This window comes from Pseudomonadota bacterium (genome assembly GCA_034189865.1).
In the GTDB taxonomy this organism is placed as follows: Bacteria; Pseudomonadota; Gammaproteobacteria; order UBA5335; family UBA5335; genus JAXHTV01.
In genome coordinates, this window is sequence record JAXHTV010000008.1 from 23471 (window position 1) to 37639 (window position 14169).

General features: G+C 58.2%; 10 protein-coding genes. 5 read left to right on the forward strand and 5 right to left on the reverse strand.

Going from position 1 to position 14169, the window contains the following annotated elements:
* Positions 1-209: 209 nt before the first annotated feature.
* A complete protein-coding gene (locus tag SVU69_05650) occupies positions 210-935 on the forward strand; it encodes a peptidase (GenBank protein MDY6942483.1) in 726 nt (241 codons plus the stop codon).
* Positions 936-948: 13 nt separating this feature from the next.
* Here SVU69_05650 and SVU69_05655 read toward each other — a convergent pair whose 3' ends face one another.
* The 4 genes from SVU69_05655 to SVU69_05670 all read right to left on the reverse strand — a co-directional run bounded on the left by SVU69_05655 (position 949) and on the right by SVU69_05670 (position 6939).
* A complete protein-coding gene (locus tag SVU69_05655) occupies positions 949-1845 on the reverse strand; it encodes a transglutaminase family protein (protein MDY6942484.1) in 897 nt (298 codons plus the stop codon).
* Between the two features lie 23 nt (positions 1846-1868).
* Positions 1869-4331: a circularly permuted type 2 ATP-grasp protein gene (locus tag SVU69_05660; GenBank protein MDY6942485.1), complete on the reverse strand. Its 2463-nt coding sequence runs from the start codon at positions 4329-4331 to the stop codon at positions 1869-1871.
* Between the two features lie 93 nt (positions 4332-4424).
* Positions 4425-5384: an alpha-E domain-containing protein gene (locus SVU69_05665; GenBank protein MDY6942486.1), complete on the reverse strand. Its 960-nt coding sequence runs from the start codon at positions 5382-5384 to the stop codon at positions 4425-4427.
* Positions 5385-5421: 37 nt separating this feature from the next.
* Positions 5422-6939 (reverse strand): circularly permuted type 2 ATP-grasp protein, encoded by a 1518-nt coding sequence (locus SVU69_05670; protein ID MDY6942487.1) that lies wholly within the window; start codon positions 6937-6939, stop codon positions 5422-5424.
* Between the two features lie 542 nt (positions 6940-7481).
* On the opposite strand from SVU69_05670, the gene SVU69_05675 reads away from it, so the two are divergent.
* From SVU69_05675 to SVU69_05690, 4 genes are all read left to right on the forward strand, one after another.
* Positions 7482-7838 (forward strand): hydrogenase maturation nickel metallochaperone HypA, encoded by a 357-nt coding sequence (locus tag SVU69_05675; GenBank protein MDY6942488.1) that lies wholly within the window; start codon positions 7482-7484, stop codon positions 7836-7838.
* Between the two features lie 32 nt (positions 7839-7870).
* Positions 7871-8707: a hydrogenase nickel incorporation protein HypB gene (gene hypB, locus SVU69_05680; GenBank protein ID MDY6942489.1), complete on the forward strand. Its 837-nt coding sequence runs from the start codon at positions 7871-7873 to the stop codon at positions 8705-8707.
* A gap of 112 nt (positions 8708-8819) precedes the next feature.
* Entirely contained in the window at positions 8820-12245 is a 3426-nt protein-coding gene (locus SVU69_05685) for a transglutaminase family protein (protein MDY6942490.1), read from the forward strand.
* A gap of 117 nt (positions 12246-12362) precedes the next feature.
* Entirely contained in the window at positions 12363-13562 is a 1200-nt protein-coding gene (locus tag SVU69_05690) for a pyridoxal phosphate-dependent aminotransferase (protein MDY6942491.1), read from the forward strand.
* Between the two features lie 22 nt (positions 13563-13584).
* Here the strand turns inward: SVU69_05690 and SVU69_05695 are convergent.
* Positions 13585-14169 (reverse strand): hypothetical protein (locus tag SVU69_05695; protein MDY6942492.1); only part of this gene is annotated, 585 nt, incomplete at its 5' end.

A 14169-nucleotide genomic window follows, 5' to 3' on the forward strand; every position in this document is an offset into this window, starting at 1 on the left:
CGTCTCTTCCTGTGTGCTTGCGCTTTTTTTTCGACCCCAGTGCGGTTCATTGCTGCGGATGCCCGAGGCACGAGGGCTGTTTTTTATGGCTTTCGGCAGACCGGGAATGATAGCACCGTTCGTCAGTGGGTTAGGGCGGCGCGCTATCTGCCGATCTGGGATATTGATAGAATGAGCGGATTTCGGTTCGTTGTGTTCGGTGTTTTTTAATGACCTATTGTCTTGCCATTCGTTGCGATCAAGGGTTGGTGTTTGCCTCCGATTCGCGAACCAACGCCGGCGTCGATCAAGTTACGACGTATAGCAAAATGCATGTGTTCGAGTTTCCGGGTGAGCGCATTTTTGTGCTGCTCAGTGCCGGTAATCTGGCCACCACACAAGAGGTTGTGCTCACACTGCAACGTGACTTGGACGAGCACAACGCCGAAAATCTCCGGAGCTTCAGCCATCTTGCGGATGCTGCCGCTTATGTCGGGCGTATCAGTACCCGCGTCAAGGAGGCTTACACTCAGGGGCCCAATCAGGGGTTCAGCCCGGGTGCCAGTTTTATCCTCGGTGGTCAGATCGGCGACTCACCACCGGATATTTACCTCATTTATCCGGAAGGTAATTTCATTACCTGCTCTGCACCGCATCCTTTTTTGCAGGTGGGGGAGAGCAAGTACGGGAAGCCGATTCTCGATCGTGTGATCAGTGCCAAGACTTCGCTGGAGGATGCCGCGCGTTGTGCCTTGGTGTCTATCGACTCGACCATGCGAAGCAACGCGACGGTAGGTCCCCCGATTGAGTTGCTGCTCTATCAAGCCGGTAGTTTGGAAGCATTCCGTCGGCTCAGCTTCGATTTGGATACGCCTTATCTGTCAGCCATTCGCGATGAATGGGCCGGCGCGCTGCGACGGGCGTTCGACGGTTTACCGAGGTTCGATTGGGAATAACGGCCAAGCTCATTCAGCGGACCACCTCATTGTCTTCAAGATAGCGCCGCACGTCGACCGATACCGACAACTTGGTCTTGCCGCCGCCGTAGATTACGCCATTCATAGGAATCACATCGCCGTAGTCTCGCCCCCAAGCCACGGTCACGTGGTGCATGGATGGGCGATGGTTATTGGTGGGATCGAAATCGACCCAGCCATGGTGGGGGCAGTGGACGGAAACCCAGGCATGCGATGCGTCGGCGCCTTGTAACTTGGTCTGTCCTGGGGGCGGTAGGGTTTCCAAATACCCGCTGACGTAGCGTGCCGGCAATCCCAGTGATCGCATGGCCGCGAGAAACAAATGGGCGAAATCTTGGCAGACCCCGCGTTGATGTCGCATTACGGTTCTGATCGGTGTTGCCAGTGTGGTAAAGGTTGGGTCGTACTCGAACTCTGTGTAGATTTGCTCCATCAGAGCGTGCGCGCCTTCCAGCAGGGGGCGGTTCGGAGGGAATGCGCGTTGCGCAAAATCCACGAATTGACGGTGGAGCGGCACATAAGGTGAGGCAAGACAGTATTCGCGAAGGGCCACTTGCTCGGCCGTGGTGGGTGGGTTCAACGAATCGGCGACACGGTTCCAGCTTGGTGATACCGACAGGTTTACCTCCGTAGGCGGTCGCAGGACGATGTCGGTGGAGCTGACGACTTCCAGTCGGCGGTGTGGCTCCTGCACGGCGAAGTAGTGTACCCGGTTGCCATAGTAGTCGAGCCAATCCCGCGACGTTTGTGGTTGCGGCGTGACCGTTAGCGTGGATTCGGCGCAGGTTTGTCGGGGGTGTTCGCGGGGACGTAGACGTGTCTCATTGTGGCACAAGGTGACCGCCTCGCTGTAATCGTAGCGGGTACGGTGAGTAATCAAGTAGCGCACGGCTGATTCCTCGTCACCGGTAGTTAGATGCGCCATAGCTGACGCGTTGCCTGGGGTCGACGCAGGAAGTCGCGGGTCAATGCGTCGGAGCAGGCCCGAATCCGATCTTCCAACAGATTGGACAGTTCGGCCAGAGCGTGCGGTTGTTCCAATGCGTCAGGCGATTCGGTCTCCAGGGCGCGGCGGGCTTCCAGGATCAGACGCTGGGCTTCGGTGGGTTTGAGTGATGGCCCCACTTGAGCGGCTGCGAATGCTTCCAAGTCCTGATCAAGCCGCGCTAGATGATGCGCCACCGAGCGGGGGTTTCGCATTTCCAGCAACAACAGGCGAATTACGCCTTCGCGGATAACCAGGCTGGACCCGGCCTGGCGGTATTGATTGAGATTGGTGGCAGCAGCGGCAAACAAACTGGTGGCCAGTTCGGTCTCTTGCGGCAGTCCGGAAACCGGCGCGTGGCGAACGATGAAAACGCCTTGCAGCGCGCGTTCCAAGCGGTGTCCCATTTGGAGTAGCGTCCGGCCTTGCCCCTCATGCATCTCCTCGACGGCGAGCAGTCTAGCCGCGGCAAGTTGAATCTTCAGGCGTCCAAGGGTTTCCGGCAGTGCCCACGGCTCGTTCGCCTGTTGCAAAGCCTGTTCGATGGTATTGGCCAATACCAGGACATCCTGGTTGAGCCAGTCCGCCACCGCGCGCGTATTTCGACTCAGGGCACTCAGGCTGTGCCGCAAACTGCCCGGATTGGTGTTGGCCATTGCCGCAAGAACCCGTGGGATGATGCCTTCAACGGATGGTGCGCGTGCGATGTCCAGCAATTGATCCGCAACGAAATCTTTGTCTGCACCCCCCAACTCGTTGAAGTAGGAGAGCGTCTCCCGAAGAAAGCTGACGAGGTGTTCGGCGCGTGCTGCGTGCCGGCCGAACCAGTACAAGTTGTCCGCCGCGTGGCGGGACAGCGCCGCCTCGGTATGGGCGAACGGCCAGGGGCGGCGGAGCACCGGGCTCAGTCCCAGCTCGCGTTCCGGTTCGGTTGCCAGCACCCAGACATCCTTGGTGATACCGCCCGGTTCCAAACTGACATCCCGGCCATCGGCGTGGGGCGCGATCCGACCGAGCCCCCCCGGCATGACGTAGTGACTGTGCTGATCGGCCACCAGAAAGCTGCGTATCTCCACGGGCTGCGGGATCAAGTGTCGCTCGCCGAGGACAGGCGCCGTGGAGTGCTGCATCGGTTCCTGCGCCACATAGAGGTGCGGCTGGGCTTCGATGCGTTGTTTGAGGTAACTCAACTGTCGACGCGAGAGCAAAGGTCCGACTCGGGGTCGGCCGCCGAGAGAGGGGTGGATGGGGCGAATAATCAACTTGTCCAAACGGTTCAGAACCCGTGCCCGTTCCTGGGGTTGGCCGCACCACCACGTGGCAACCGAGGGTAGGCGCAGGTCTTCTCCCAGGAGCGTTCGGCACAATCGCGGCAGGAAGGCCATCAGGGCAGGATTTTCCAATAATCCCGTGCCCAAAGGATTGGCGGAAATCACGGCTCCCTGCCGCATCAAGTGAACCAGTCCGGGCGTGCCTCGGGTGGATCGTCGATCCAACTCGAGCGGATCACATTCGCGATCCGGCACGCGTCGGAGCAGCACGGCCACTGGCTGGCGGCCACCGACGCTCTGTAACCAGAGATTGCCGTCGGCAACGACCAGGTCGGAGCCCTCGACGAGTTGATAGCCGAGATAATGGGCCAAGTACGCTTGCTCGAAAAACGTATGACTGCGGGCGCCTCCGCTGAGCACCGCAACACGGGGCGATTCCCAACCCAGGCCAGAGAGCCGTCCTAGGGTGTCGCGCAGTGTCTGAAAGAACATACGCAGGCGGTGGGGGTGAGCGTCCCGAAAAATGCTGGGTATCAGGCGCGATAGGGTGACCCGATTCTCCAGTGCATAGCCCATACCGATGGGGGTTTGGGTGTGGTCAGCCGTGACCCACCAGCGACCGTCGTTGGAGCGAGATAAATCGGCGCCGTAAAGAATTAGGCTTCGTCCGCCGGGCGGTCCGATGTCGATGCAACTTCGCAGGAATCCTGGGTGGGCGAACACCAATTCGGCTGGAAGCCAGCGTTCACGCAACAAGCGTCGCGGGCCGTAGAGATCTTCAAGAATGATCTCGAACAGTTGGGCGCGCTGTTGCAGCCCGCGTTCGATGGTTTGCCACTCCAGGCTTTCGATCACCAGTGGAACCGGGTCTAGGGCCCAGGGGCGGTGCACCTCGCCGCGATCTTCGATTCCGATCTGCGACGCGCTGGTGGTGCGCAATAGCCTGTTAGCGTCTTCCCGGCGCTGAGCGAGGCCGGCGATCCCCACTTGGTTGAGGGCATCAATGACATATTTCCAATGGGGGCGAAGTGCCCCAGGCTCGGGGCTCATCTCATCAAAATGGTCGCTCGGGGGAACGTAGGCGTCCAGTAAGTGGGCGGCGCGCTTTGTATTGCTCAACGGGCTCGGTTTTTCCATTGCATGCCGTTGCCTTCCTTGGTTTTGGGGCCGCGTGCGGCCCCGGGGAATTCTCTGGGTTGCACGCTCAGAAGCTCATGCACACTGCTCGAGTTTGGCCGTATCGCCAAAGTAGCAGCTGGAAATATGCGTGTGGCAGTCGGCCAGTTTGACTTGAAGATCATCCATGTAATGATGGAGAGCCGCCGAGTCATTTGCCATCTTTTTAATATCCGCCTGCTGGATTAGGCGTTGCAACCGCGTCACGGGTCGCAGCGCGTCTTCATTGGCTGGTAATTGTTTCAGACATGACTCCATTTCGCCCAAGCAATGAAGCAGTGCACGGGGGAATTTGGTGTCCTGGGTGAGGAAGCGAATCACATCGGCGGCCGTGACGCGGGTGCGCACGTGACGACGATACATCTGGTAGGCAGTCAACGACTTTAGAACACTCATCCACTGGATCCTGTCATAGGCCGTGACCTCGGTCGGTCGTTCTTCCAGCAGATCTTCGGTGCGTACATCGAGGATACGGGTGGTCATATCGGCCCGTTCCAGGTTCCGGCCCAGTCGAATGAACTCGTAGGCTTCATCGTGGCTCATCGTGCCGGCCAATAGCCCGGTGATGAGCTGACAATTGTCGATGATGGTTCGCAAATACTCGTGGCGGCCCCGGCGCGACAAGCCCAGGTTAGCGTGTTCCTCGGCGTAGAAAAACAGCGAGTTCAAATGTTCCCACGCCTCCCGCGGCACGATATCGCGCGTGGTGCGAAGGTTCTCGCGGGCATTGATCAGCGATGAGATCAACGACCCTGGGGTTTTCTTCTGGGATAGCATAAAGCGTAAGACGTTGCGTTCTTCCATCCCCTTATACAAGGCGTCGAAACTTTCACGACTTCCAGTAATCGCGATGAGCGGTTCCCAACCGAAAGTTACGTCTTTCGGAAGGTCTAACACCAAGTTGGCATTGACCGTGATGATGCGCGCGGTGTTTTCCGCTCGTTCTAGGTAACGCGCGAACCAGTACATGTTAGAAGCGACTCGGGACAACATCATGAACACTCCGTTCGTTGTCGAATTGAGCACGGTGGTTTCAGATCGTCTCTTGCTGTGGTTCCACTACCCAGGTGTCTTTGCTGCCGCCACCCTGGGATGAATTGACCACCAACGACCCCTTGCGCAGAGCGACCCGCGTGAGCCCACCCATGGTCACAAAGATTTCGCTGCCGGACAGAATGAAAGGCCGCAAATCCACATGCCGCGGCTCGATGCCTTCGTCGCACAGGGTGGGAACGGTGGATAAGCTCAAGGTGGGTTGAGCAATATAGTTACGGGGATTTTCCTGAATGAGCGTGGCGAACTGTTCCCGTTCTTTTTTGGTGGAGTTCCGTCCCACCAACATGCCATAACCGCCCGACTCGTTGGCCGGTTTGACGACTAGCGATTCCAGGTTGGCCAGCACGTACTCCCGGTCCTTGTCTTCCATGCAACGGTAGGTGGGCACGTTGGGGATCAGGGGTTCCTCGTCCAGGTAGTATCGGATGAAGTCCGGCACGAACGAGTAAACGACTTTGTCGTCGGCCACGCCCGCACCCGGCGCATTGGCCAGTGCAACTGTTCCTTTACGCCATGCGCGCATCAGTCCCGGGACGCCCAATGTTGTGTCGGTGCGAAAACACTCCGGGTCGAGGAAATCGTCGTCGATGCGCCGGTAGATCACATCCACGCGTTCCGGACCGGCGATGGTTTGCATGTAGACACAATCGTCATCGTCAACAAGCAGGTCGGATCCCGTGACCAATTCCACACCCATTTGCTGTGCCAGATAACTGTGCTCGAAATACGCCGAGTTATAGATTCCGGGTGTGAGGACCACAATGCACGGGAAGTCGGCTGGGCGAGGAGAGAGCGAGGCGAGGGTGTCAAACAGCTGGGCCGGATAATCGTCGACCGGCAAAATGCTTTGATCCTGGAACAGTTCGGGAAACACGAATTTCATCACCAAGCGGTTCATCATCATGTACGACACGCCCGATGGAACCCGCAGATTGTCCTCCAGCACGTAGAGCGTGCCGTCCTTGTCACGGACCAGATCGCTGCCGCAGATGTGTGCCCAGACATCAAATGCTGGCCGGATGTGGCGGCACTGGGGCCGGAAATTCCGCGAACTGCGAATCAATTCTTCCGGGAATACTTTGTCTTTCAGGATTTTTTGTTTGCCGTAGACGTCCGCGAGGAAATGGTTGAGTGCCGCCACCCGTTGTTTCAAACCGGCTTCGGTGCGGCGCCACTCGTCGGCGGCGATCACCCGAGGAATCATGTCCATGGGCCACACGCGATCGATGTTCTGCCCCTCGCTATACACGGTGAAGGTGATGCCCATCGCTTTGATTTCGAGGGCTGCGGCCGCTTGGCGGGCCCGAAGCTCCTCCAAACCCAAAGTTTGGATATAGCCGGTGAGGCCGCGCGCCGCGGGTCGAGGGCCTTTCGGCCCGATCAGTTCGTCGTGCAGTTGGTCCACAGGGTACTTGAACCAGTCAATCTCCCGCGTCGGTGGAGACTTTCGGTCGACTGTGGACGTCGTGGGAGGCGAGGCCGTTTCTTTCACCATGTGTCAAAAACTCCTAAAGATGCCGCGATCCCTAGCCCGTTTGGACGCTTTAGAGCGACGAAGCACGAAACGTGCCCACGTCAGTTTATTGCGGCTTAGATAACATGCCAATGGGTTTCGGTTCGCCGATTGCGCGACTGGACGTGTTCGGTCCGCAGACGTCTGGCGAGCCGCTTTTGCGATGGACTGTAATATCATGTGCCGGTGCCGCTTTGCCGGCCCGGACACCTGCCGTTTTGGTTAGCGTATCGGGCATACCAAGCGCTTTAAAATCGATCGATTGCACCATAAAAGTGCGCCACTTCCACGGACTTGGTCGGCTGCGGTCGAACTCGGAGCGAATCGGTGGCGACCTGGCAGCGTATTTTCCTGGATTGGAGGTGGCGTTTATCCGATTTAAGTTGTAACAATTGCCTATAAGCAGATCCCTGTCCCCCTTTGGATTTTTCGGGGGCGGAGGTCTCTGCGGAAACGGCCGCCCATACCGATTGGATTGGCCTTGTTTGTAACCGACAGCAGGGTTGGCCCGGCGCATGCATGAAATGTCAGTGTGCATGAGCTTGTTGGATGAAGTGGAATCCGTCGTGCGGCAACATGGCGGTGGCACTGTGGTGCGTGTGGAGCTTCGAATCGGCCCTTTGGCCGGTGTCGAAATCCCGCTGCTCGAAGAAGCCTTCAAGTTCGCTCGCGAAAACACCTGTGCGGCCAAGGCCACGCTGCAGATCGAGCCGATTCAGGTGCGCGTGCGTTGCATGTGCTGTGGCGCGGAATCCGCGGCCAACCCCAACCGACTTGTCTGTTCGGCCTGCGGCGAGTGGCGAACGGCGTTGATCCAGGGCGATGAGATGTTGTTGATGCGCGTGGAGCTGGAATGTGATCGGGCCAGTGAGTCAAACTGAGTACAAACAGACCGTCCGGTGGGGTGCGATTTATGTGCAATGACTGCGGCTGCGGTATAACGGACCTCGGGCAGCGTTTTGTTACGATCGATTCGTCGTCGGGCCAGGGCACGACGGCCGTTGGCGTGATGCGCCGTTTGTTACACGCGAATGACCATCAGGCGACCCATAACCGTGCGCATTTCGATCAGCGAGACATCCTCGCCGTCAATCTCATGTCTTCTCCGGGATCGGGAAAGACAGCGCTGTTAGAGGCCACTATCGACGCCTTCGGGAACGAGTTGGCGGTCGCCGTGATCGAGGGGGATCTGGAGACTGAAAACGATGCCCTTCGAATTCGCCGAAAAGGCGTGCCTGTTCACCAAATCACCACCGGTACGGCCTGCCATCTCGATGCCCACATGGTGCACGGTGCCTTGCACCATCTCGATTTGGACGGCATCGACGTGTTGTTCATCGAGAACGTGGGTAATTTGGTGTGTCCCGCCAGTTTCGATCTGGGTCATCATCTGAATGTCACGCTTTTGTCGGTGACCGAAGGTGACGACAAGCCAGCCAAGTACCCGGTGATGTTCCGGGCTGCCGACGCGATGGTCTTAACCAAGACTGATCTGCTGCCTTTCTTGGATGACTTTGATCCTGATCGGGCAACGCAACATTTGCGCGCGCTGGCCAATCCGGCACCGGTGATCTCGCTTTCCGCTCGCACCGGTAGTGGCATGGAATCCTGGCTCGATTGGCTGCGTGCCGCGGTCGAGGCCCAACGCGCGCGCGTGCGACGAAACCAGACCAGCTATCCGAAGTTGCAGCGCGAGGGTTTGCGCCGGCACGAGAGCGATACCGGGGCCATGCACGAACCAGATTCCTGATATCGCAACGCGCATGTGGTTGCGGCGTTTCTGACGTATTGTCCAGCGTGAACAGTGAGTTGAACCTGAGGGGTATCAACTCGGTATATCGGCCAGTTAGTAGGAGGCTTAGATGACGATTCGCGTGGCCATTCACCACAAGACGCACTACGAGTACAGCAGTCCCGTCGCGTTGTCGCCTCATGCATTCCGCTTACGGCCAGCCGTTCACTCGCGCACCCCCATCGAAGCTTATTCGTTCAGGGTTACGCCCAAGAAGCATTTCATTAACTGGCAACAGGACCCCTTCGGTAATTTTCTGGCGCGGGTTGTTTTTTTGGAAAAGACCCGGGTGCTGGATTTCGAAGTGGATTTGATTGCCGACATGACGGTGATCAACCCGTTCGATTTTTTTGTCGAGGAGTTCGCCAAGCACTATCCCTTCCAGTATCCGCCACAGCTCTTGAAGGAGTTGGCTCCCTATCTGGAAATTCGCGAAGACGGGCCGGAATTGAAAAAGTGGCTGGCGTCGATCAAGGCCGACAACAAGCCTGAAATTGTCGATTTCCTGGTGGAGACCAATCAGCGCTTGCAGAAAGACATCGGCTACGTGATTCGCATGGAGCCCGGCGTGCAGAGCTGCGAGGAGACCTTGTCCAAGGCTCTGGGTTCGTGTCGGGATACTGGCTGGTTATTGGTCCAGATCATGCGCCATCTTGGACTGGCCGCCCGCTTCGTATCGGGTTATTTGATCCAGTTGACCGCGGATGTGAAGTCCCTGGACGGGCCCAGTGGCCCGAAAGCCGACTTCACCGATTTGCATGCCTGGTGTGAGGTTTACGTTCCCGGCGCCGGATGGGTCGGGCTGGATCCCACCTCAGGACTGTTCGCCGGCGAAGGTCACATCCCATTGGCCTGCACACCGGGACCGGAGAGTGCGGCGCCGATCACGGGTGATTTCTGGGGTAACGACGACACGGAGGTGGAGTTTTTTCATTCCAATGAGGTTCGGCGCTTCCACGAGGATCCGAGGGTGACCAAACCCTACACCGAGGATCAGTGGTCGAGAATCCAGACCCTCGGCCAATATGTCGATCGCCAACTGGAAGCCGGTGATATCCGTTTGACCATGGGTGGGGAGCCGACCTTCGTCTCCATCGACGATATGGAGTCGGCTCAGTGGAACATTGCAGCACTGGGTGCCCACAAGCGTGAGCTGGCTGGCAACCTATTGGGGCGGCTTTGGCGTCGATTCGGTTCGGGAGGCGTGTTGCAACACGCCCAGGGCAAGTGGTATCCCGGCGAGCCGTTACCCCGTTGGTCACTGGGCTGTTTCTGGCGGGCCGACGGGACATCCATTTGGCGCCGGCCGGAGCTTTTGGCCGAGGATGGCAAGGACTACGGCTGCGATCACCGCGAAGCGGCCCGTTTCGCCGAGGCGCTGACGCAGACCCTGGGGATCGATCCGGACTACGTCGCTCCGGCCTATGAAGATGTGTTTTACCAGAGCTGGGAAGCCGAGAACTTGCCGGTTGATCTGGATCCGCTCAAGGCGGCCAAAAAAGACACCGACGAGCATCGACGACTGGCGGCGCTGTTAAATCGGGGTTTGGAAACCCCTGCTGGCTACGTCCTTCCGCTGCGCTGGGATGACGACGGTCAGTCTTGGGTTAGCGTGCATTGGCCATTCCGGCGTAATCAACTGTTTCTGACGCCCGGGGATTCGCCTATCGGATACCGTCTGCCCCTTGATCGGCTGCCGTGGCGGGCACGGGAGCGGCGCCGCAAAGAGCCGGCAGTGGAGCGGAGTCTGTTCGAACCCTTGCCACCGCTGGGTGACTACTACGGCGAAGTGACTCGTCGGTTCAGTCGCGTGAGTCAGATCAATTTGGCTCAGGATCGACGCCAGGAAATGCCACTGGCGGATAATGGGCCGGCGTTCGAGGATGCAGCGACGGATCGTGTCACGGACGTGTTTCACACCGCGCTGTGTGTGGAAGCCCGAGAGGGACGGATCCATATATTTATGCCGCCGCTTGTTCACTTGGAGCATTTTCTTGATTTGGTCGCCAGCATCGAAGCGACTGCCGATCGTCTGGATATGCCAGTACGGTTGGAAGGCTACGAGCCACCCCATGATTACCGCCTGAAGCGCTTGATGGTGACGCCCGATCCCGGCGTCATTGAGGTCAACGTGCATCCCGCCCACAACTGGCGGGAATTGGTGGACATCACAGAATCCTTGTATGAAGAGGCGCATTTTTCGCGGCTGGGTACGGAAAAATTCATGCTCGATGGGCGTCATGCGGGTACCGGTGGTGGCAACCATGTCACGCTCGGGGGGGCAACGCCCGCTGACAGTCCTTTTCTCCGGCGGCCGGATTTGCTTCGAAGCCTGATCACCTACTGGCAGCACCACCCGGCCTTGTCCTATTTGTTTTCCGGCTTGTTCATCGGTCCGACCAGCCAGGCACCCCGCGTGGATGAGGCACGCGACGACAGTTTGTACGAGTTGGAGATTGCCTTTCGCGAAATGCCGGAAGGCGAAGTACCCGAGCCCTGGTTAGTCGACCGGCTGTTGCGGCATCTTCTGGTGGATGTGACTGGCAACACCCACCGTGCCGAGTTCTGCATCGATAAACTGTATTCGCCCGATAGTCAGCGTGGGCGTTTGGGCTTGGTCGAGTTTCGGGCCTTCGAAATGCCGCCGCACGCGCGTATGGCTGCGGTTCAGATGCTGTTGCTGCGAACCTTGATCGCCTACTTTTGGCATCGACCTTACAAAAAGGATCTGGCGCGCTGGGGGACCGAATTACACGACCGCTTCATGTTGCCGCATTACGTCGCGCGCGACATGGAGGACGTCGTTTTGGACTTGCGTAACGCGGGCTTTGCGTTCGAAGCCGAGTGGTTGGATCCGTTCTTAGAGTTTCGCTTTCCCCACTACGGCACGGTCCGTGTGGGGGATATCAAACTGGAGCTGCGCTGGGCCATCGAGCCATGGCACGTGTTGGGTGAGGAAGTCTCGAATGTGGGGACGGCTCGGTTCGTGGACTCGTCGGTGGAGCGGGTTCAGGTCAAACTTAACGGCTTGACCGACAGTCGTTACGTGCTGACTTGCAACGGACGCCGGGTTCCGCTGCATAACACTGGAACTCAGGGCGAGTATGTCGCCGGCGTGCGCTACCGGGCATGGCAGCCACCTTCGGCGCTACATCCCACCATCGGCATCCATTCGCCCTTGGTCTTCGACATTATCGACACCTGGCATGGCCGATCCATCGGCGGATGTACCTACTACGTAGGGCATCCAGGCGGTCGACATTATGATGTGTTCCCCGTCAATGCTTATGTGGCCGAAACCCGACGCGTGAGCCGGTTTTGGGGTTTCGGGCATACCCCCGGGAGAATTGAACCGCCGCCTGAGTACGCACGAATGGGACAATTTGTTCCCGAAGGCAGTGGTCTCGGTCCCGCTCAGCCACCCACGGAGGATGTCAATCCCGACTACCCTCACACCTTGGATATGCGCAAGCGATCCCGTTGGCGAATGTCTTAAGTCCGTACTTGGATCAAGCTCTCGGCGCATTTCGCCTTGCACACTGTGAGCGTGCGAGGGGTGGCGTTGTAGCGGACGCCGTGAATGGTTTGCGACTTGAGCGAGAGAACTTGATCGATGAATGCTATGGATTTGCCGGAATACCGGATCGCCCACCGCGTTGCGGATGCCCGAATATCTGCCATTAAAGAAATGGCCATGTTGAGCGCCCGTATTGAGGGTGCCGCATCATTGACCTGGGGATTGCCTTCGTTCCAAACGCCCGAGTGGATTCGCGAAGCGGTCGCCGGATCGTTGGCCATCGACCCCGACATCGGCAAGTACGCGCTGCCCGACGGATTACCCGTTTTACGGCAACTGGCCGCAGAGCGGCACGCACGTGAGACGGGGATATCGGTCGACGTCGATCATCACGTGATGATCACCGCCGGTAACATGCAGGCGCTCAATACGCTTTTTCATGTGCTGATCAATCCCGGCGACGAGATCATTCTGACCGACCCCGGCTTTGCTTCGCACTTTCAGCAGGTCCAGATCTGTGGCGGTCTGTCGGTGCACTGGGCGCTGGATGAGGCCAACGGCTGGCGCCTGAATGTTGATGCCCTGCCGCAATTGATTACCCCACGTAGCAAAGCGATCGTGTTGGTGTCGCCTTCCAATCCCACGGGTGCCATTTTTGAGCGTGAGTCTTTGTTGCGCGTCGGTGAGATCGCCCGAGCCCACAATTTGTTGGTGATCTTGGATGATCCCTATTCCGCCTTCACCTATGAGCACCGGGAGGAATATTTCAATTTGGCCTCGGTCCCCGCACTGCGCGAGCGAGTGATCTACTGCTTCACGTTTTCCAAGTGTTACGCTATGAGTGGCTGGCGTTTGGGGTATATGATTCTGCCGTCGGCGTTAAAGCGGGAAGCGTTGAAGGTCCATGATGCCACCATGATTTGCGCGCCGCGTATCTCTCAAGTCGCCGGTGTGGCCGCCTTGCGTCATGACATTGATCCGTTCGAAGAATTCGAGGCTGTCCTGGCCCGGCGGCGAGCATTGATTTGCGAGCGGTTGGATCACATGAGTCATGTGTTCCGTTATTCCCGGCCACAGGGCGCCTACTACGTATTTCCTCGGATTGTGGCGCCGCATCAAGACGCGTGGGAGTTCTGCCGACGCTTGCTGGAAGAGGCGAGCGTTACACTGACGCCGGGCAGCGCGTTCGGCCCCTCGGGTGAGCATCACGTCCGAATGGCCTATTGCGTATCGGACGACACCATCAACCAAGCTTTTGACCGGATGGAGCGCTACTTCGGACGCGAAGGGCGATGAATCCGCAGGCTCTGCAGGCGACCTAACGCAATCGCCGAATGATCGGCGGTATGATTAACAGCGAGGCGATGACGCCCCCGAACACGCCCCATAGTTGAGCCTGTTTCGAGAGATAAATGTCCGGCCGAAAACGCGCCGTCACACCCGGAACGCTGGTGAGGTCGCCGCTGCCGCTGCCCACTACCAATTGCCCCTTCATACCTTTTTCCATGTGCTGAGCCAAATCGCAGTGGACCAGGTAGGTTTTGTTGTCGCTGGGTACGATGAATGTGCCTTTCTTGGTGGCACCGCCGACTGCTTCCAAATGGAACATGCCCTGAGGATAGAGGTACTTGGGCAGGTTGTGCACCATAAACTGATGGCGGATCGCATCTTCATTGATGAACGTCACGGTGATTCGACTGCACGGTTCGACACGAAACTCGTGATCGCTCATACCGAATATGTCGCCGTGGTAGGGCTCTGCATACTGGGTCCCGGCGCGAACGGTAAATTCATAATCGCGCGAAATCTCTGCGCAGTCTTTGGGCAATTGGTCGGTATTGAAATTCATGACCATGCCTTCTGCATCGAAGGTCATCGCATGGCCGGCATGCCCGGAGTGATC